This window comes from Paraburkholderia terrae (assembly GCF_002902925.1).
In the GTDB taxonomy this organism is placed as follows: domain Bacteria; phylum Pseudomonadota; class Gammaproteobacteria; order Burkholderiales; family Burkholderiaceae; genus Paraburkholderia; species Paraburkholderia terrae.
In genome coordinates, this window is record NZ_CP026112.1 from 1840308 (window position 1) to 1859320 (window position 19013).

19 protein-coding genes are annotated in these 19013 nt (G+C 61.6%); 3 read left to right on the forward strand and 16 right to left on the reverse strand.

Going from position 1 to position 19013, the window contains the following annotated elements; genetic code table 11:
- Positions 1–143: 143 nt before the first annotated feature.
- Genes C2L65_RS24370 through C2L65_RS24380 form a run of 3 tightly spaced genes read left to right on the forward strand, consistent with a single transcriptional unit; the run spans position 144 to position 3453 of the window.
- On the forward strand, positions 144–1445 hold the full coding sequence (locus C2L65_RS24370; RefSeq protein WP_042310911.1) for an NAD(P)/FAD-dependent oxidoreductase: 1302 nt from the start codon (positions 144–146) through the stop codon (positions 1443–1445).
- Complete coding sequence (locus tag C2L65_RS24375) at positions 1442–2239, forward strand: DUF1365 domain-containing protein (protein WP_042310934.1); 798 nt, start codon at positions 1442–1444, stop codon at positions 2237–2239. Before C2L65_RS24370 ends, C2L65_RS24375 begins: the two co-directional genes overlap by 4 nt.
- Before the next feature lie 2 nt (positions 2240–2241).
- Positions 2242–3453, forward strand: a complete 1212-nt coding sequence (locus C2L65_RS24380) for an SAM-dependent methyltransferase (RefSeq protein ID WP_042310909.1) — start codon at positions 2242–2244, stop codon at positions 3451–3453.
- Positions 3454–3490: 37 nt separating this feature from the next.
- On the opposite strand, the gene C2L65_RS24385 is transcribed toward C2L65_RS24380, so the two are convergent.
- From C2L65_RS24385 to C2L65_RS24460, 16 genes are all read right to left on the reverse strand, one after another.
- Positions 3491–4090 (reverse strand): lipocalin family protein, encoded by a 600-nt coding sequence (locus tag C2L65_RS24385; protein WP_042310908.1) that lies wholly within the window; start codon positions 4088–4090, stop codon positions 3491–3493.
- Between the two features lie 4 nt (positions 4091–4094).
- Positions 4095–5192, reverse strand: coding sequence for an SAM-dependent methyltransferase (locus C2L65_RS24390; protein ID WP_042310906.1), 1098 nt, complete (start codon positions 5190–5192; stop codon positions 4095–4097).
- A gap of 38 nt (positions 5193–5230) precedes the next feature.
- Positions 5231–6010 carry a DUF1295 domain-containing protein gene (locus C2L65_RS24395; RefSeq protein WP_042310904.1) on the reverse strand — a complete coding sequence of 260 codons (780 nt, stop codon included), beginning with the start codon at positions 6008–6010 and terminating at the stop codon, positions 5231–5233.
- A 257-nt stretch (positions 6011–6267) separates the two neighbouring features.
- Entirely contained in the window at positions 6268–7356 is a 1089-nt protein-coding gene (locus tag C2L65_RS24400; protein ID WP_042310902.1) for an ABC transporter ATP-binding protein, read from the reverse strand.
- Between the two features lie 43 nt (positions 7357–7399).
- Positions 7400–8275 (reverse strand): ABC transporter permease, encoded by an 876-nt coding sequence (locus C2L65_RS24405; protein ID WP_009769623.1) that lies wholly within the window; start codon positions 8273–8275, stop codon positions 7400–7402.
- Positions 8275–9225, reverse strand: coding sequence for an ABC transporter permease (locus C2L65_RS24410; RefSeq protein ID WP_042310899.1), 951 nt, complete (start codon positions 9223–9225; stop codon positions 8275–8277). The genes C2L65_RS24405 and C2L65_RS24410 overlap by 1 nt, the downstream gene beginning before the upstream one ends.
- A complete protein-coding gene (locus C2L65_RS24415; protein ID WP_042310898.1) occupies positions 9222–10319 on the reverse strand; it encodes an ABC transporter substrate-binding protein in 1098 nt (365 codons plus the stop codon). The genes C2L65_RS24410 and C2L65_RS24415 overlap by 4 nt, the downstream gene beginning before the upstream one ends.
- A gap of 217 nt (positions 10320–10536) precedes the next feature.
- Positions 10537–11526 (reverse strand): dihydroxyacetone kinase subunit DhaK, encoded by a 990-nt coding sequence (dhaK, locus tag C2L65_RS24420; protein WP_042310897.1) that lies wholly within the window; start codon positions 11524–11526, stop codon positions 10537–10539.
- Positions 11527–11540: 14 nt separating this feature from the next.
- Positions 11541–12179, reverse strand: coding sequence for a dihydroxyacetone kinase subunit DhaL (gene dhaL / locus C2L65_RS24425; RefSeq protein ID WP_042310895.1), 639 nt, complete (start codon positions 12177–12179; stop codon positions 11541–11543).
- Complete coding sequence (locus tag C2L65_RS24430; RefSeq protein WP_042310893.1) at positions 12176–13195, reverse strand: ABC transporter ATP-binding protein; 1020 nt, start codon at positions 13193–13195, stop codon at positions 12176–12178. Before C2L65_RS24430 ends, dhaL begins: the two co-directional genes overlap by 4 nt.
- A complete protein-coding gene (locus C2L65_RS24435) occupies positions 13188–14309 on the reverse strand; it encodes an ABC transporter ATP-binding protein (RefSeq protein WP_042310891.1) in 1122 nt (373 codons plus the stop codon). Before C2L65_RS24435 ends, C2L65_RS24430 begins: the two co-directional genes overlap by 8 nt.
- A gap of 3 nt (positions 14310–14312) precedes the next feature.
- Positions 14313–14507 (reverse strand): hypothetical protein, encoded by a 195-nt coding sequence (locus C2L65_RS24440; RefSeq protein ID WP_042310889.1) that lies wholly within the window; start codon positions 14505–14507, stop codon positions 14313–14315.
- Complete coding sequence (locus C2L65_RS24445; RefSeq protein WP_042310887.1) at positions 14504–15457, reverse strand: carbohydrate ABC transporter permease; 954 nt, start codon at positions 15455–15457, stop codon at positions 14504–14506. Before C2L65_RS24445 ends, C2L65_RS24440 begins: the two co-directional genes overlap by 4 nt.
- Positions 15454–16410 (reverse strand): carbohydrate ABC transporter permease, encoded by a 957-nt coding sequence (locus C2L65_RS24450; RefSeq protein ID WP_042310884.1) that lies wholly within the window; start codon positions 16408–16410, stop codon positions 15454–15456. Before C2L65_RS24450 ends, C2L65_RS24445 begins: the two co-directional genes overlap by 4 nt.
- Positions 16411–16490: 80 nt before the next feature.
- On the reverse strand, positions 16491–17819 hold the full coding sequence (locus tag C2L65_RS24455; RefSeq protein ID WP_042310883.1) for an ABC transporter substrate-binding protein: 1329 nt from the start codon (positions 17817–17819) through the stop codon (positions 16491–16493).
- Positions 17820–17933: 114 nt separating this feature from the next.
- Positions 17934–18953: a LacI family DNA-binding transcriptional regulator gene (locus C2L65_RS24460; protein ID WP_174485075.1), complete on the reverse strand. Its 1020-nt coding sequence runs from the start codon at positions 18951–18953 to the stop codon at positions 17934–17936.
- Positions 18954–19013: the final 60 nt, after the last annotated feature.

Sequence of the window (19013 nt, forward strand, 5' to 3'; positions counted from 1 at the left end):
ATATTTTTCACGGGTCAAACAATCCGGACGTTCGCGTGCAACGGTTCGCCGGCAGATCAGGGAGGACCCTGCCGCATGGCTGCATCCGTCTGCTGTTGCCGTGCGTAAAAGAGGAATGACGCGCCGGCGATGGAGAACACGCAATGGATCTGCAGACGGAAACTCATCCCGTTCCGCCGGGCAGCCGCGTTGCTGTCATCGGCTCCGGCATCGCTGGACTTGCGAGTGCGTATCTGCTGGCCCGCCGCCATCGCGTGACGCTTTACGAAGCCGCCGCCTACGCTGGCGGCCATACCAATACCGTCGACGTCGAACTGGAAGGCCTCACGCATCCCGTCGATACAGGCTTTCTCGTCTTCAACGATCGCACTTATCCCAACCTGATCGCGCTGTTCGACGAACTCGATGTCGCGTCATACGAAAGCGACATGACATTCTCCGTCTCGCTCGATCACGGACGACTCGAATGGGCAGGCACCAACCTGAACACCGTTTTCGCCCAGCGGCACAATCTGCTTTCGCCGAGCTTTCTCGGCATGTTGCGCGATATCGTGCGTTTCAATTCAACGGCTGAAATGCATCTCGAAGCGGCATCCGCCAACGGATACTCCGTTGGTGACCTGTTGACGGCGGGCCGCTACGGCGCTGCCTTCCGGCAAAACTACCTCTTACCGATGGCGGCCGCTATCTGGTCGTGCGCGAGCTCCGACGTGCTGCGCTTCCCCGCCGCGACCTTTCTTCGCTTCTGCCTCAACCATGCGCTGCTGCAGGTGAATCGCCGCCCGCGTTGGAAAACCGTCGCAGGCGGTGCTCGCGAGTATGTCCGCCGGATCGTCGCCACACTGGACGACGTGCGCACGAACGAACGGGTCGTCGCGGTGCGCCGCGAGCGAGGCGGCGTCCAGGTAGCGAGCGAATCCAGCTGCGAGTGCTTCGACGCAGCGATTCTCGCCACGCACGCGCCCGACAGTCTGCGCATGCTCGCAGACCCCGATCCCAATGAACGCCATGTGCTCGGCGCGATCCGCTATCAGCCCAATGTCGCGTGGCTGCATACCGATCTGGCCTTGCTTCCGCGCCGCGAGCGGATATGGTCCGCTTGGAACTACCTGTCGACGCATGGCATAGACGACATGCGCCCGGTCTGTGTGAGCTATCTGATCAACCGCCTGCAACCGTTGCCCTTCAAAATGCCTGTGATCGTGACACTCAATCCGTCGCGACCGCCGTCGCCCGAAACGGTACTGAAACGCTTCGACTACGATCATCCACTGCTCGATAGCGCGGCCGTGGCCGCGCAAAGCCGCCTTCCTTCGATTCAGCGCGCAAGACGCACATGGTTCGCGGGCGCGTGGACAGGATATGGCTTTCATGAAGACGGACTGAAATCGGCGCTACGCATTGCTCGCGACTTCGGCGTCGAACCGTCATGGTCCGTACGATGAACGGCCATTCTTCCGATCGCGCTGGATGGCTGATGTCCGGGCGCGTGATGCACGAGCGGCTGCGCCCCGTGCATCATCGCTTCGTCTATCCCGTGTTCTGCATCCGTTGCGATCTGGCGAGGCTTCATGAATTGGATGGCTGGTGGCTGGGCATCGACCGGCTGCGGCCATTGAGCCTGAGAACACGCGACTACGGCGCTTGCGACGGAACCGATCTGCTCGCGTGGATACGCGGGCAGATCGCAAACGCGGGCATCGACCTAGACGGCGGCGCCATCTGGCTGCAGACCTGCCCGCGCGTATTCGGCTATGCGTTCAATCCCGTCAGCTTCTGGTTCTGTCATGACCGCGACGGCAATCTGCGCGCATTGCTCGCTGAAGTGCGCAACACGTTCGGACAACGTCACTCGTATCTGCTCAAAGCGGTCGACAACGGCCCCATCGACGCGCACACCCATCTCCACTGCATAAAGAAGCTACATGTATCGCCGTTTTGCGGCGTCGAAGGACACTACGCATTCCGTATCCTCGAGAGCGAGCACCGATCGTCGATCTCCATCGACTATCACGACGCGCAAGGGCTCCTGATCCGCACCGCGATTTCGCTCGCGAAGCGCCCCCTCACGCGCGGGCACGCGCTGCGCGCACTCATGCGGCAACCGCTTCTCGCGGTCGGCGTCATCGTACGGATTCACTGGCAGGCGCTGCGCCTGTGGCTCAAGAAAGTGCCGTTCCACGGGAGCCAGCCCGCCTCGCCTCACTCACGGCCAACAACGATCAACGAGGAATCGTGACCATGACGTTTTCACGCGCCTTCTATGCCGCCGGCGGTACACCTCTGTTCGCCCGCCTGTTCCTCGCGCTGCTGGACCGTTTGCGCGTTGGCCATCTGGTTCTGACGACGCCCGGCGGCCAGCAACGCGTGTACGGCGATCCCCACGCCCATCCCGGCGCGCAACTCATCCTGCACGACTGGCGGGCGTGCCGCGCGATCCTGCAGGCAGGCGACATCGGATTTGCCGAAGCGTATCGTGCGAGATGGGTCGACACGCCTGACATCGTAGCGCTGGCGCGACTCGCCATCCGCAATGAAGCCGCGTTGCCGCGCACCGTGTCAGGGAGCGCCCCTGCGCGCCTGCTCTATGGATTGCGCCACTGGCTGCGTCCCAACACACGGCGCCGCAGCCAGCGCAACGTGCATGCGCACTATGATCTCGGCAATCCGTTTTACGCGCTCTGGCTCGACCCGACGATGACCTATTCGAGCGCGCTGTTCGAGGGCGATGCCAGCCGTTCGCTCGAAGACGCTCAAGCAGCCAAGTATCAACGCATCGTCGATGTGTTGCAGTTGCGCGCCGGCATGCGTGTACTGGAAATCGGCTGCGGCTGGGGTGGCTTCGCGCTACACGCGGCGCGTCAAGGCATACGCGTGCATGGCGTGACAATCTCCCCCGCGCAGTACGAATGGGCACGCGAGCGCGTGGCGCAAGCCGGCCTCCGCGATCTCGTGACGATCGAATTGCGCGACTATCGTGACTTACGGGGCATCTATGACGCAGCGGTGTCGGTCGAGATGTTCGAAGCCGTGGGCGAGCGCTACTGGCACACGTTTTTCACCGTCCTCGGGCGCATGCTGAAGCCGGGCGCACGCGCGCTCGTCCAATCGATCACGATGGACGATTCGCGCTTTGCCGAGTACCGGTCTTCGAGTGATTTCATCCGCGAGTACATTTTCCCGGGCGGCATGCTGCCGGGTGCCGAACGCTTTCGCGCCGCGGCGAGACGCGCGGGCATGGCATGCGTCGAGTCGCAATCGTTCGGACTCGACTATGCACGCACATTGCAGTGCTGGCACGCACGCTTCGAGGAGAACCTCGGCGATGTGCGGGCACTCGGTTTCGACGATCTGTTCATACGCACGTGGCGGCTCTATTTCGCGTATTGCGAAGCGGGCTTCGCCGAACGGCGCACGGACGTCAAGCAATTTGTTCTCACCGCCAAGCCGTGACGTGCGCGCGCGTCCGGCACACAGCGCGAATCAGCCGTCACTCGCCTTGCGGCAGAAACCCTGGCTGGCCGATCTGCTGCGGATGCTGCGGCACGCGGCGAAAGCGCGATGCGTCGAAGCCCATTGCATCGAATCGCGCGAGCAGCGAGCGATAAACGTCGTCGCTCATATCGGGCTCGCGCGAGAAAATCCAGCCGAGGCTCTTGTCGCCGAGACCAAGCAGCGTGTAGCGGTAATCGTCGTCCACATAAAGCGTTAGCTGCGTCACATGAACCGGCCAGAAAATGCGTACTTTCCATTCGCCGTTTCCGCTGCCCGGCACGACGCTGTCAACGAAATGGAATTTCGACGGCGACGCGTCGAATGTTCTCTTGCGCGCGGTGTACCGGTCGTCGATCTTTCCATCTTCGCGCAGCGACCAGTCCGTATAGCTGCCGACGTACTTGTTTTCGAGGAAATACGGAATGATCGCGATGACGTACCAGCGGCCCATGTAGCGCGGCAGATCGACGCTTGCGGGCTTTAGCGGAATGTCTGCGCGCGGATTGGGATTAGCCGGCGACTGCGAGCACGCCGACATCAGAATGGCTGTTGCGGCCACGGCGGCCAGTGCCAGAGCAACACGCGCAGCTTTCATCGCATCACCGCTTGTCGAACAGGTAGTGCGCAACACCCCATTCATTGCCTTGCGCGTAGCCAAAGAGTTCGGCCACAGACATGTAGAACATGCGCCAGCGCTGAAGCCAGAGCCGCGCGTTTTCCGCGCCATATGTCAGGATCAGTTCTGGCATCACGCGCTCGCGTGCCTCGTCGAGATTCGCAAGCCATTGCTCCGCCGTGCGCGCGTAGTGCGCGCCGTCGATCCACCACTGCCTGTCGATCCGGAGGTCGTTCTGAAAGTGCAGCAATAGAGCTTCCGATGGCATCGTGCCGCCGGTAAAGAAGTACTTCGACATCCAGTCCGTCGAGTCCCGGTTCTGAAAGTGATAAGCGAGTGTTCGATGCGCGAAAATATGGACGAAGAGTTTCCCATCAGGGCGCATCCAGCGCGCAACGCGCTCCAGCAGAAGGCCATAGTTTTTCATATGCTCGAACATCTCGACCGACAGCACGCGGTCGAAATAACCGGCGCGTAACTCATCTGCGAAATCGATCTGGGCGACGTTGCCCGTCACGACGCGCAGATTCGTGATGCCCGCAGTCGCTGCACGCGCTTCGATGAATTCTCGCTGACTGCGCGAATTCGACAAAGCGACGATTCGGGCATTCGGATAACGCGCGGCCAGCCACAATGCAAGCGCGCCCCAGCCGCAACCGAGATCGAGAATGGTCTGACCGTCTTCGATCCTTGCCCGCTCTGCGTAGAGTGCGAGCATCGCCTGTTCCGCCTGCCCGAGCGTCTCGTCGCCACGCGGATACAGGCAGCACGAATACTTCAGGTGCGCTCCGAGATGGGCCTCGAAGAATGAAGGCGGCAATTCGTAGTGTTGCGTGTTTGCGGCATCGGTTTCGATCGCGATGGGACTCGCGCGCAACTCGTCGAGCAGCGCGTTGAAGCGTTGCGAACGAAGCTCGCCGTCCACTGCGCCTTCTTCGATCAGACGCTGCCGCATCAGGCGGCGCATGCCAAAGCGGATAACGCGATCCGGCACCCATCCGCGCTCGCACGCATGGATGAGCCAGTCTTCCCTGGCAAAAAGCGGCTTGTCCATTGAAGGCTGAGTTGCCGTAACTGTCATGGCGAGCACCGTTCGGGGTATCGGAAGCGTAGTGGGACTCAGCCGCGTCGCGGCGGCCACGGTATCAATGCGCTAGTCTCGCGCATGTACTCGGCGTAACCCGGACGCGAATGGACGAGATGCGCCTCAAGCATCGGCAAGCCTGAGAGCTTCATCAGTAGCCACGCCATGAGCACGGGTGGGAAAAGCGTCAACCACACCCAGGGTGAACCGATCGACAGCGCGACATAAGCAACCCAATGCAGACACTCGAAGAAATAATTCGGGTGCCGCGAATAGCGCCACAAGCCGACCCGGCACACTTCGCCCTGATTCGCAGGATCGGCGACGAAGCGTCTGAGTTGACGGTCCGCCACTGTTTCGCCGCTGACCGAGGCCAGCCAGATCGCTACCGAAGTCGCGACCCATGCAACGGAAGGCTTGTCTGCGCGCCATGCGGGCACGGCGAACGCCAGCGACAGCACCATCGAAATGACCGTCTGAAATTCGAGAAACCAGAACATCTTTCGTCCCGCAGCCGCGCCCCATTGCTCGCGGAAACGGTGATAACGCGGATCTTCGCGTTTGCCCACGTTACGCCGCCACAAATGCCAGCCGAGCCGCGCGCCCCAGATACCCCCGCCCGCCGCAACGAGCGCACGGACAAACGGATCGCCGTCGCTTGCCATGCCGTAGAACACCGAAATTGCGCCCAGCGAGAAAGCCCATATCGGATCGATCATCCCCGCGTTTTCGCTTTTCAGCTGCCATGCCCAGACCGCAGCGAACAGCATGACGAGTACCACGAGCGCGATCGACGCTGCGGCAGCAGGAGACATCAAAAGCTCCTCTAACGTAAATCAGCAGTTGCGTTGTCGACAGGTTATACGTGCGATGACGGCGCGTGGATGCATCGCGGGAAGAGTGTGCGCAAACAGCGTGCCCCCGAAGGGGTCGTGTCGCGGATTTGAATCGGTTCCCCGCGCCTCATGAGGGGCGACTGCATCGCAATGAGGAACCGTTAGATGTGGGGTAACAGAGGAGCGGTTGAAGGAAACGTGTGCATGCACCGCAACAACCCTGACGCGCGAACGCGTCAGGCCGAAGCACGCACTCCGTGGGCAGAGATGAGCTTGCACGCATGCGCCGGCAGCCCCGCAAGCACCGGAACGCCGGGTGCAAGACCCGGAACTTCGCGCGGCGTAGTCGCGGCAGTCAACGTGAAGCCCGCGCATTCGATCGTTGCCTCGAGCGACGCGCCGACGTCGCGAATGAACCGCACCGTGCCCCGGACACAGTTCGTATCGTGGGCGGCATGATCGGCGCCCAGTTGAAGATGCACGTCTTCCGGCCGGATCAGAAGACGAATATCGCCGGACGCAACCGACATCGGCGCCGTGTTGGCAACGACGATCTGCTGCCCGCCCGGCAGACGCACTTTCCCGCTCTCGTCATTTGTTACGGGCAGGATATTGCCAAGGCCAATGAAGTCGGCCACGAATTCACTGACAGGGTCGCGGTAAATATCGAGTGGCTTGCCAACCTGCGCGATACGCCCTTTCTCCATCACGACGATGAGGTCGGCCATGGTCATCGCTTCGCGCTGATCGTGCGTGACCATGATCGTCGTGATGCCCAGACGCTGTTGCAGCAGGCGAATTTCGATCTGCATCGCCTCGCGCAACTTTGCATCGAGGGCAGACAGCGGCTCGTCGAGCAACAGGAGCTTCGGGGACGTCGCAATCGCCCGAGCAATCGCCACGCGCTGCCGCTGGCCGCCGGAAAGCTGGGTAACGGCCCGCCCGGCCATATGCGGCAACTGGATCAGTTCGAGCAGTTCAGCGACCCGCCTCGCCTGCTCGCTCTTGCCCGTCTTGCGCAACTTGAGCGGATACGCAATGTTCTCCGCCACCGTCATATGCGGGAACAACGCGAGCGACTGAAACACCATGCCGAAATCACGCCGGTTCGCGCTCAGGTGCGTGATATCGCGACCGGCGAACATCACCGCTCCCGACGTTGGCTGTTCGAGCCCGGCGATCATCCGCAACAGCGTGGTCTTGCCACAGCCCGACGGTCCGAGAAAGCACACCAGCTTGCCTTCGGGAATCGCGAGGTCGACGTTGTCGACCGCATGCGCGGCACCGAAGCGTTTCGTGACGGCCTGCAGCGTGAGATGAGTCATGACAGTTTCCAGTCCGTTTCGCGACATGGCGCGATGAATGGGATCACAGCGCGATCCCTTTGTCGCCCACCAGCTTTTCGAGCAGCCAGATCAGCGCAAAATCGATTGCGACGACGAACACCGCAAATGAAAACACGGTTGGATCGAGTGAAGACACCGTGCGGCTATACAGCCATACGGGAAGTGTCATCGTGTCGATGCCATACAGAAAGAACGTCACCGTGAATTCGTTGAACGAGATGATGAACGCGAACAGCATGCCCGCGAGAATGCCCGGCCGCATCAGCGGCAACACGACATCGACAAGCGCGCGTCGCGGGCTCGCGCCCATCACGTAAGCAGCCTCTTCGAACTCCGGCCCGATCGACGCCACCGACGCCGCGCAATTCTTCACCGTGAACGGCAACGCGAGAATCACGTGGGCGATGATCAGCCGGAACACGCCGAGTTCGACGGGTAGCACGTTGAACACCAGCAGCAGCGACAGTCCCAGCATGACCAGCGGATACACGAGCGGCAGCGCGACCAGTTGCTCGACGAGCCGCTTGCCGCGAAAACGGTAGCGGCTCAACGCGTACGCGGCGGGCACGGAAACCAGCGTCGCAATGATCATCGTCGACACGGCGACGAGCAGACTCGTTCCGAGCGCCGCGCCCATCGACAGCGCATCGCTTGCGTCAGGCGAAACGAACGTGTGCCACGCCGCGCGATACCACCGAAGGTTGTACGCATGCGGCGGAAATTCAAGCGTATCCGCCGCGCTGAACGACATCGTGATCATCGTCAGAATGGGGAGCGCCGCGAGAAACAGCACGATCGCAGCCGACAGGGCCGCCACCTTGCCAAGCCGGCCCGGCATCGTCGAGGATGGCCTCAGCGCGCCCAACGGCCGGCGAGGCAACACACCTTGCGTACTCATCAGGCAGAACCCTCCAGACGCTGCATGCGGCGCAGCAGCCATTGAGACAGCGCCATCAGCGCAAGCGTGGCGACCATCAGCACGACGCCCGATGCCGACGCCGCAGGCCAGTTCAACAGCGGCGAGACCTGGTCGTGAACCAGCACCGCGAGCATGGGGACGCGTCGTCCACCGAGCAACAGCGGCACTGCGAACGCACTCGCGTTGTACGCGAACACGAGCAGCGCGCCTGATACGATGCCGGGCATCGCGAGCGGCAGCACGATGTCGCGCATGGTTTGCCAACGGGTCGCGCCGAGCGTCGCCGCAGCCTCTTCATACGAAACGGAAATCGCACGCATCGCGCTCGATATCGGCAGCACGGCCAGCGGAAACGCCGTCTGGATCAGACCGAGCAACACGCCATGTTCGCGATAGAGCCACATGACGGGACGCGACACGAGACCGCTGCCGAGCAACGCATGGTTGAGCAAGCCGGCGGGGCCGAGGATCACGAGCCACCCGTAGCCCTGCAACAGCAGATTGACGAGCAGCGGCAGCAGCACGCCCGCGAGCAGCAGGCGCCGCACAAGGCGCGACTCGGTACGCGCCATTGCAAGCGCAACGGGAATAGCGAGCAGTACGGCGCACACCATGCTTTGAAAAGCGAGCCGCAGCGTCAGCCACAGCGACTTCACGAAGTAACTGTCGGCGAGTTCGACATAGTTATGCAGCGTGTACGCGTGCCACTCGTTCCCTGAGACGCCGAAACTCATTCGCACCACGACCAGCGCGGCGGCGGCGAGCACGGCGAGAAACACGAGAATTGGCGCAAGCAGCAGCCACGGCCTCGCGCGCGCGGACACGCTGTCGGCACCGCTCGCGGCGTGCCCGTCGGGCACGCCTGTCGACCCAGCCGGCGCGACGTCAGCGCGCCCGCGCCGCGAAAAGAGCGCGGGCATTCCGTTCATGCCGAGAAGATCTCCGTGTAACGCTTGATCCACGCTGGCTGTACGGCCGCGAGCGCCTTGTCGTCATGCAACACCGCTTTTTCGGCGATCTGCTTCGGGCTCGGCACATAGGCGCTGCTCTCGGCGGGAATCATGGCCTTTGAGTTGACCGGGCCATTCAGGACATCGGCGGCCATCCGGCCCTGCACGCCTGCATCGAGCGAATGGTTGATGAATGCGTGGATCAGGTCGGCATCGCCCGGGTGCGCCTTCGGAATGACGGTGAACATCAGTTGCGTCGCGAAGCCTTCCTTCATCCCGTAGGTCACGCCCATCTTGTACTCCGGCTTGCGGATCTGAGCGGGGAAAAACGCGGGTGAATAAATGCCGCCGATATCGAGTGACCCCGTGCGAAACAGATCGGCAACCTGATTCGGGTTTTCACCGAGCGTCATCACACGATCTTTCAGTTGCGCAAGCTTCTTGAAACCCGGCTCGATGTTCTGCTGCGAACCGCCTGCGAGCTTTGCAGCGATGATCGCAAGATCGACCGCCTCGGCCCACTCCGGCGGCGGCAGGAAAATGCGCCCAGCGTACTTCGGGTCCCACAGCGCTTCGTACGAGTCGGGCGGCGTCTTGACCGTCGACGTGTTGTAAATCAGGCCGTCCGACCAGAGCAGATAGCCGACGCCGAAGCCGTTCGCGCCCGTGCGGTACTGCGCCGCCACGTCTTTCAGGTTCGGCAGCTTGTCCAGATCCGGCTTGACGAGCAGGCCGGCATCGCCGAGCCCGGACGCGCCGACGCCCGCCAGCGTGATCACGTCGTAGGTGGGACGATCCCCTGCTGCCTTGACCTTGGCGACCATGCCGGATGTCCCGTCAGCGCGGTCCGCGATCACTTTCGCACCCGTCTTCGCGGTGAAGGTCGCGGCGATGTTGCGCAGCGCGGCCGTACCCGTATCGTCGGACCAGGTGAGGAGACGCAGGGTCTTTCCGGAGAAATTCTGTTGCTGCTGGGCGCGCACGTTGATGAACGGCATTGGCAACGTCGAAGCCGCGAGTGCCGCGCCGATCGTCTTGATTGCCTGCCTTCTGCCCCGTTTGATGTCTTGCATGACGGTCTCCTGATGAACGATCGATGTCCACTGCCTGTCTCACGTGACACAGCGGCACGGTGCGAAGGCTTTGCGCGACAACCGACTGTAGGTTTGCCAATATCACGCAACAAGCGAAATCTGCGCATGCGCACCATGTCAAAAACTCATGCGCGCTCAGGCGAGCGAGACGTTCAGGCGGTCGTCCTTCAGGCAGGAGAGCGACATTCAATATCCGCTACATACCCCACCTCAGCGACGGCGTGTACACTGCGCTATCCCAATGTCTTAGCATTTCGTCGTTCATCACGCACAACGTAATCGAGGCGCCCGCCATTTCGAGCGAAGTCGTCAGCGAATCCACTTTCACGCGTGCAATCTTCAGATCACGCTGTTGCAGCCACAAGCGCGTGGAATTGAACAACAGATAGAGTTCGCCGAGCGGCGTGCCGCCCAGCCCGTTGATCAACACTAGCAGTTCCGCAGCGGCTGGCGGCTTGAGATCGGCGACGATAGCCGTCAGCAGTTCGCCCGCAATCGCGTCGGCCGCGGCGAAACGCGCGCGCCGCCGCCCCGGCTCGCCATGTATCCCGACGCCGACTTCGATTTCGTCATCGCCGATCTTGAACGTCAGCGTGCCCGCCGCCGGCACCGTGCAACTGGAGAACGCAACGCCCATCGACGCCGTATGCTTGTTGATCCGGTCGCCGAACGCCTTGCATTGTTCGAGATCCGCGCCGCTTTCGGCGAGACTCCCCACCAGCTTCTCGACGATCACGGCACCCGCCACGCCGCGCCGCCCCGTCGTGTAACTGGAATTTTCGACGGCGACGTCGTCGTTGATCAGCACCATCGCGTTGGGCAACTCCGACATCTCCGACGCCATTTCGAAGTTCATCAGATCGCCCGAATAGTTCTTGACGATAAACAGCGTGCCCGCGCCCGTATCGACGGCTTGCGCCGCAGCCATCATCTGATCGGGCGTTGGCGACGTGAAAACCTGGCCCGGACACGCGGCGTCCAGCATGCCGTAGCCAACGAAGCCAATATGCAGCGGCTCGTGCCCCGACCCGCCGCCCGAAATCAGCGCGACTTTGCCCGGCTTCAGGGTCTTGCGCCGCACGAATACCGGTTCCTGATTGAGCACGACGAGATCGCTGTGCGCGGCGCCGAATCCGGCCAGGCTCTCGACCAGAAAGTCGTCGACGTGATTGATGAATTTCTTCATGGTCTCCGCTCCTTCTACGCTCTGTCTTGCGCGAGCCGCGCACATACGGCGTCGATCATCAACTGGCTCGACCGCGCGCCCGGATCGATGTGACCTCGCGAGCGTTCGCCGAGAAACGATGCGCGCCCCTTGGTCGCGAGCATGTCGCGCGTCGCGAGCATGCTCTGCTCCGCGACTTCCGGCAGGGTGTCGAGCACGACTTCCGGCGGCGCATCGTTGTCGGCCAGTTCCGCCAGGCGCGACGCCACGGGAATCAGCACGTCCATCATCGTCTTGCTGCCGATACCCGCCTTGCCGCGCTGCGCAACGGCATCGACACCCGCGGCGAAGATCCGCGCCGCGTCCTGCACGCTGGCAGTGTCGCCGCTTTCCGCCGATGCTTTCGCCATGCCGTGCAACAGCGAATAGAACAGCGGCCCCGACGACCCGCCCACCGTCGACAGCAATTTCGACGCAGCGAGATCCAGCGCCGGTGCGAATGCTTCGGCTTCGATATCGGCGCGCAGGCCGAGCAGTGCATCGGCGCCGCGCAACAGGTTGAAGATGTGATCACCGTCGCCGATCTGCTGATCGAGCGCGGCGATCTCCTCAGTGTGTTCCTTTAGCGTTGCATGCGCAGCCTCGATGCACGCCATGACCGTTGTGCCGTTCATGCCGGAATCCTCCTGCCGTCGGAACGAAAATAAAGAAGGCTGCGCGGCGGCAGTGACACGCCGACCGTTTGCCCTGGCGTGAAGTTGCGTTCGGTCATCGTGGTCGCGACGATCGCCGTGCCTTCGCGGTCGAGAATCAGCAGATGCCGCAGCGGCGAATATTCGAGCACGCGAAGGTTGAGCGCGTCGCGTGCCTCGGCGCCGTGCAGCACGATGTCTTCCGGGCGAATCGCGACGGTCGACGTACCCGCCGGCATCGCCGCCGGATCGAACAGCGCGGGCGGCAGCAGGTTGATGGGCGGCGAGCCGAGCCGTTGCGCCGCGCTGAGCGACGCCGGGTTGCCATAGACTTCGCGCGGCGTGCCCATCTGCACGATGCGACCGTGCTCGAGTATGCCGATGCGATCGGCAAGCGTCGTTGCCTCGACCTGGTCGTGCGTGACGTAGATGATCGTTGCGCCGATGGAGCGATGCAGCCGCTTCAGCTCGATACGCAATTCCTCGCGCAGTTTTGCATCGAGCGACGACAAGGGCTCGTCCATCAAAAACACTTTGGGTTCGCGCACGAGTGCGCGGCCAATCGCAACCCGCTGCATCTCGCCGCCTGACAGATGCGTCGCCATGTTGGCGAGTTTCGACTCGATATGCAGCATCTGCGCAACTGACCGCACGCGCGCGCTGACTTCCGCCTCGCTCGAGCGCCGCCGCGGCGAACGCAATGGAAACGCCAGATTGCCGAACACCGTCAGATGCGGATAGAGCGAATACTGCTGAAAAATGAAGGCGACGTCACGGTCCGCAGGATGCATGTCCGTGGCCGCTTCGCCGTCGATGAATATCTCGCCTTCGTCGGGCCGTTCAAGGCCCGCAATGAGCCGCAATGTCGTCGTCTTGCCTGCGCCGCTCGGTCCGAGCAACACGACGAACTCGCCCTCGTTCACGTCGATCGACACGTCGTGTACCGCGACGATATCGCCGAATCGCTTCGTCACATTGTGCAGGCGAATCTCAGACATAAGCGCCTCCGCTGCCGTTTCCGTTACCGTTAAAGGCCATCTGGCGTGCGGCGCCGGGCAGCAGCTTGCCGCTGTCTGCGTCGTACAGCAGCGTGCGTTCCTTGCGAAACGACAGCCCGACCTGCGAACCCGCCACCCGCCCCTCGTCCTTCCCGACCCGCACGCGCATGATGCCAAGCGCCGTCTCGACGACGAGAATCTGATGCGAGCCGAGATATTCGTCGGCGATCACACGGCCGCGCAACGCGCCGCGTTCATCGATCATGACGTGCTCGGGCCGCACTCCCACCAGCGCTTTCGCGGCCGATGCGTCCGTACGCGGTACGGGCACCGCCGCGCCGCCGAGCGAGACCTGTTCCGCGCCCGCCGGAACGCCGCCGTCCACCGCCAGAAAATTCATCGGCGGACTGCCGATGAAGCTGCCGACGAACACGGTCGCAGGAAAGTGATAGATCTCATGCGGCGACGCGGACTGCAGCACTTCTCCGCGATTCATCACGACGATGTCGTCGGCCATGGCCATCGCTTCGCTCTGGTCGTGCGTGACATAGACGGTCGTTGCCGTGAGCGCGTTATGCAGCTTGCGCAATTCGAGGCACATCAGTTCGCGGAAGTCCGCGTCGAGCGTGCCAAGTGGCTCGTCCATCAGAAAGGCCTTCGGATGGCGCACGATGGCGCGACCCAATGCGACGCGCTGACGGTCGCCGCCCGACAATCCGCCCGTCTTTCGATCCATCAGATGTTCGATGCGAAGCATGCGCGCAGCCGTGTCGACGCGCGTCGCGATTTCGCGGCGCGAGATACCCTCGTTCTTCAGCGGAAAGGCGATGTTGTTGCGCACCGTCATATGCGGATAGAGCGCGAACATCTGGAACACGAATGCGATGTCGCGCTGACCCGCTCGCAGTGCCGTCACGTCTTCGCCGTCAATCAATATCTGGCCCGACGTCGGCAGCTCGAGTCCGGCGATCATCCGCAACGTGGTCGTCTTTCCGCAACCGGACGGTCCGAGCAGCACCACGAAACGGCCGTTGCCCACCGTGAGATTCGTATCGTGGACGGCGGTGAATTCGCCGAAGCGCTTGTGGAGATTGGAGAGAACGATCGTCGACATGGCTCAGTCCGGGAAATGGCTTGTCACGACAAAGGCCAGCGCGCCCACCAGAATCACGGGAAACGACCACGTATAGAGGTCGACGGTGAACGGCTGAACGAGCATGGCAATGCCCAGACCAATGAGTGCCATCGATGCGCCTTCCCAGTAGCGCCTGCGAAGGAAGCGCCGCCGCGGCGTGGCAGGTAGGGCTTTCATTTGCGCACCGCTCCAAAAGTGATGCCTCGCAACAGATGCTTGCGCAGCACAACGGTGAAGATCAGGATCGGCAGCACGAACAGGGTGGTCGCGGCCGCAACGGCCGGCCAGTCCTGCCCGCCCTCGCCGATGATGAACGGAATGAACGGCGGCATCGTCTGCGCGTCGCCGCTTGTCAGCAATAGCGCGAACGCGTACTCGTTCCACGCGAAGATCAGGCAAAAGATCGCCGTGGCGGCAATGCCTGTAATCGCTTGCGGAAGCACGACCTTGATGAAAGCCTGCATGCGGGTGTAGCCGTCTACGAGCGCGGCCTCTTCGTATTCGCGTGGGATCTCGTCGATGAAACCCTTGAGCAGCCATACCGCCAGCGACACGTTCACGGCCGTATAGAGCACGATCATGCCCAGATAGGTATCCGCGAGTCCGAGCGCGCGGTACATCAGGTAGATCGGGATCGCGACGGCAATGGGCGGCATCATCCGCGTCGACAGTATGAAGAACAGCAGATCGTCGGCGAGCGGCACCTTGAAGCGCGAGAACGCATAGGCGGCAAGCGTGCCGAGAAACACCGCGAGAAAGGTCGAGCCGAAGCCGATTACCAGCGAATTCACGAAGCGCGGCAAGACCTTCGACGGTCCCGCAATCACCATGTTGCGCTTGCGCACATCGCGGTCATACCAGGCCGTTGCAGGCGGCAGGCTCGCGATGAACTCCGGCGTCTGCCGCGAGCGGATCGTGAAGAGGTTCACATAGCCTTCCATCGACGGCTGAAACATCACGACGGGCGGATAGGCAATCGCATCCTCTTGCGTCTTGAAGCTCGTCAGAATGATCCATACGATCGGCAAGGTCGCAATGAGTGCGTACGCGATCACGACGACGGCGGCAAACGTCTTGCTGCGCGGCGTGGCGGCTACGACCGATTGTTGAAGGGCAAGGTCTGTCATCGCTGTTTCACCTTGTTGAGTGCCTTCACATAGATATTCGCGGCGCCGAACACGACGACAAACAGGATGATCGCCAGCGCAGACGAATAGCCCGTCTGCCACTTCTCGAACGCGGCGCGCTTGAGCGTGATCGATACGGTTTCCGTTACCGAACCAGGACCGCCCGACGTCAGCAGATTCACCATGTCGAACATCTTGAAGTTCTCGATACCGCGAAACAGGATCGCGAGCATCAGGAACGGCAGCGTCATCGGCAGCGTGATCGACCAGAACTGGCGCCACGGCGAGGCACGGTCCACTTCCGCCGCTTCGTAGATGTAGTCGGGAATCGAGCGCAGCCCGGCAAGGCAGATCAGCATCACGTACGGCGTCCACATCCATGTATCGACCATCACGATGGTCCATGGCGCGAGCGGCACGTCGCCGATCATCTGGAACGAGCTGGGCGGAATGCCCGTGAAGAAGCTGACGATGTCGTTGAAGAGGCCGGTTTGCGGCTGCAGCAGGAAGGTCCAGAAATTGCCGACCACGGCGGGCGACAACATCATCGGCAGCAGGATCAGCGTGGTCCAGAAACTATGGCCTCTGAACTGCCGGTTGATCAGTAGCGCAAGCCCGAACCCCAGCAGAACTTCCAGTCCGACCGACCAGAATACGAAGCGCGCGGTGACCTGCATCGCGTACCAGATGTCTTCGTCGGTCAGGATGTCCGTGTAGTTGTCGATGCCGACGTTGCGCGCGGGCACGCTGGGCATGTTCGACTTGAAGTTCGTAAACGACAGGCGCAATGCCCAGATCAACGGAAAGATGTTGATCGCGAGCAGCAATACGATGGTCGGAAGAATGAACAGCCACGCGATCATCCTGTCGGACAGCCCGCGCTGGCGCGCAGCCGCGCGCGGCAGCCGTTTCGCCTGCAATCCTTCCGGAGTAAAAGGCTTGTTTGCCAACATGCCGACTCCTTTTCGCGGATTAGCGGGGATGACCCGCCCGCCAAGCCGCGAGCCGAAATATTTTGATTGCTAATGCGTCTCTACTTCCCTTCCGCCTTGAAGACCTTGTTCCAGTCCTTGACCAGCAGATCGAGTGCTTCTTTTGCCGTGCCTTTATCGGCAACCACATAGTCATGCACGCGCTTCTGCATGTCGAGCAGCAACTCGGCGTAGGCGGGTTCCGCCCAGAAGTCCTTGACGATCGACATCGATTTCAGGAAGGCAGGCGCGAACGGTGCGCTCTTCGGAAAGTCCGGCGCATCCACGACCGACTTCGCCGCCGAATAGCCGCCGAGTTGCCACCATTTCTTCTGCACATCGGCTTGCGCGAACCATTTGATGTATTCGAGCGCGTCCGCTTTGTGATCCGAGTACGACACGACGGAGATACCTTGCCCGCCGAGTTGCGTGAACTGCTTGGTTTCCTTGGGATTGACGAAGAAACCGATCTTGTCGCCGCCGACATTCGGATCCTTGTACAGCCCCGGGAAGAACGCGAACCAGTTCATCTGCATCGCAACCTGACCGGACTTGAACGCATCGAGCCCTTCCTGCATGTACGCGTTCGTCATGCCCGGCGCCGTGCAGCATTTGTACAGTGCCTTATAGAACTCCAGCCCCTTGATTGCACCGGGTGAGTTCACATAGCCTTCGAGGTGATATGGCTTCTTGGGATCCTGATATTCGAAGCCAAAGTTGTAGAGCATGTTCGTCACGCCCATCGTGATGCCTTCCGAACCGCGCTCCGTGAAGATATACACGCCGTACACGGTCTTTCCATCGATCTTCCGCCCCTGGAAAAACTCGGCAGTTTGCTTGAGTTCTTCCATCGTGGTTGGCGGTTCAAGTTCGCGTTTGTATTTCTGCTTGAACTCGGCGCGCAGTTCAGGCCGTGCAAACCAGTCTTTCCGATAGGTCCACCCAACTGCGTCCGCCATGGCAGGCAACGCCCAGTAGTTCGGCGTGTTCTTCGGCCATTCCGCGTAGCCGACAACGGTTGCCGGCACGAAGTCATCCATGGATATCTTGTTCTTCGCGAAGAAATCATTCAGCTTCACGTAGTGACCATTTACGGCGGCTCCGCCGATCCACTGGCTATCACCGATGATCAGATCGCACAGTTTGCCGTGAGAATTGAGTTCGTTGATGAAGCGGTCCGCGTAACTCGTCCACGGCACGAACTCGAACTTCATTGCAATGCCGGTTTTGGCCGTGAAGTCTTTCGATAATTCGACCAGTGCATTGGCGGGGTCCCATGCCGCCCAGCACAATGTCAATTGCTTGCCCTGGGCGTGCGCCGCCGATCCCAGGCAAAGTCCCAATGATGCGAGGACCGCCGCGACTACCCTTGCTGACGTTAGACGTAACATGTGTCTTCTCCTTGTCTTTCTCGGGTCTCCAACCTGATGACAGACAGCGTCCATGCGCCGGACGCCGTATACGGGCTCTGGCGGATTCAGAAAGCTGTCCGCGTGTCGCGAGCGTCAGGCATGCGCATTCTCACGAAGATAAATCCGGGTTTCGGGCGTCGGGATGTTGAGCACGCCCCGTACATCGTTCAGAAAATTGATGGCCGCGAGGCCCGCCCAATGGACGATGCCGCGCACATCCTGATCGAGGATCACGTCGATGGCGCGCTCGGACAATTGCGCGCGCGTCTCGGCCGTACATTCGTGGCCGATCAGAACGACTCGCGCCTTGTCGCCCGATTCCTGCAACGCGGACGCAATGCCGGAAATGCCGCCGCCCGTCACATACACGCCGACGAGATCCGGGTGCCCTGCAATCAGGCCTTGAACAGCGAGACCGGCGCTGTCGTCGTCTTCGGCGAAATCGGGTTCGGTGACCCAGCGCAGGTTGCGAAAATCTTCTTCGAGAACCTGTGAGAAACCCGTGCGGCGCTCCAGTTGATCGTGCAACCGTGACGATGCGGACAGCACCGCGACCGTGCCAATGCGAGATCCGACGAAGCGGCCCATCAGCAGCCCAGCCGTTCGTCCGGCGATGCGGTTATCGACGCCGACATAAGCCGCGCGCCCACTCGACGGTAAATCGGAGAACACCGTGACGACGGGCATGTTCGCGTCGGTCATGTCCTGGATCATTCGAACGACCCATGGGTAATCGAGCGGTACGAGCACGAGCGCGTCGTAGTCGGTCAGCTGTTGGGCGAAAGATGCGGCGTCCCGCTGGTTCGACAGGTCGCATCGATAAAACGACGGGACGATGCGATGCTCACGAAAGAAACTCGCCGAGAGCGCGATATCGCGCTCGGCCTGATCGAGAAAGCGGGAATTGATTTGCGGCAGAACGAATGCGACCCGAAATGACGTGGCTTTTGCCGGACGACCACGACTTGCACGCTCGTCGCGCAATGTCGCAAGCGCGAGATGAACGCGTTCGGCTGTCTCCGGACGCACGCCCTGGTCGTCGCGCAGCACACGATCGACCGTGGCGACGCTCACGCCGGCGCGACGCGCAATCATCATACGAGTAGCCGGCATGGGTCTCCTCCGTTGCCGAGCCAAGACACCTTTTGTTAATTGAAAATAGTTTTTCCAGCG

Coding starts and splice junctions, on each gene's coding strand:
- C2L65_RS24370 (WP_042310911.1), top strand. CDS start 144: ATGGATCTGCAGACGGAAACTCATCCCGTTCCGCCGGGCAGCCGCGTT.
- C2L65_RS24375 (WP_042310934.1), top strand. CDS start 1,442: ATGAACGGCCATTCTTCCGATCGCGCTGGATGGCTGATGTCCGGGCGC.
- C2L65_RS24380 (WP_042310909.1), top strand. CDS start 2,242: ATGACGTTTTCACGCGCCTTCTATGCCGCCGGCGGTACACCTCTGTTC.
- C2L65_RS24385 (WP_042310908.1), bottom strand. CDS start 4,090: ATGAAAGCTGCGCGTGTTGCTCTGGCACTGGCCGCCGTGGCCGCAACA.
- C2L65_RS24390 (WP_042310906.1), bottom strand. CDS start 5,192: ATGACAGTTACGGCAACTCAGCCTTCAATGGACAAGCCGCTTTTTGCC.
- C2L65_RS24395 (WP_042310904.1), bottom strand. CDS start 6,010: ATGTCTCCTGCTGCCGCAGCGTCGATCGCGCTCGTGGTACTCGTCATG.
- C2L65_RS24400 (WP_042310902.1), bottom strand. CDS start 7,356: ATGACTCATCTCACGCTGCAGGCCGTCACGAAACGCTTCGGTGCCGCG.
- C2L65_RS24405 (WP_009769623.1), bottom strand. CDS start 8,275: ATGAGTACGCAAGGTGTGTTGCCTCGCCGGCCGTTGGGCGCGCTGAGG.
- C2L65_RS24410 (WP_042310899.1), bottom strand. CDS start 9,225: ATGAACGGAATGCCCGCGCTCTTTTCGCGGCGCGGGCGCGCTGACGTC.
- C2L65_RS24415 (WP_042310898.1), bottom strand. CDS start 10,319: ATGCAAGACATCAAACGGGGCAGAAGGCAGGCAATCAAGACGATCGGC.
- dhaK (WP_042310897.1), bottom strand. CDS start 11,526: ATGAAGAAATTCATCAATCACGTCGACGACTTTCTGGTCGAGAGCCTG.
- dhaL (WP_042310895.1), bottom strand. CDS start 12,179: ATGAACGGCACAACGGTCATGGCGTGCATCGAGGCTGCGCATGCAACG.
- C2L65_RS24430 (WP_042310893.1), bottom strand. CDS start 13,195: ATGTCTGAGATTCGCCTGCACAATGTGACGAAGCGATTCGGCGATATC.
- C2L65_RS24435 (WP_042310891.1), bottom strand. CDS start 14,309: ATGTCGACGATCGTTCTCTCCAATCTCCACAAGCGCTTCGGCGAATTC.
- C2L65_RS24440 (WP_042310889.1), bottom strand. CDS start 14,507: ATGAAAGCCCTACCTGCCACGCCGCGGCGGCGCTTCCTTCGCAGGCGC.
- C2L65_RS24445 (WP_042310887.1), bottom strand. CDS start 15,457: ATGACAGACCTTGCCCTTCAACAATCGGTCGTAGCCGCCACGCCGCGC.
- C2L65_RS24450 (WP_042310884.1), bottom strand. CDS start 16,410: ATGTTGGCAAACAAGCCTTTTACTCCGGAAGGATTGCAGGCGAAACGG.
- C2L65_RS24455 (WP_042310883.1), bottom strand. CDS start 17,819: ATGTTACGTCTAACGTCAGCAAGGGTAGTCGCGGCGGTCCTCGCATCA.
- C2L65_RS24460 (WP_174485075.1), bottom strand. CDS start 18,953: ATGCCGGCTACTCGTATGATGATTGCGCGTCGCGCCGGCGTGAGCGTC.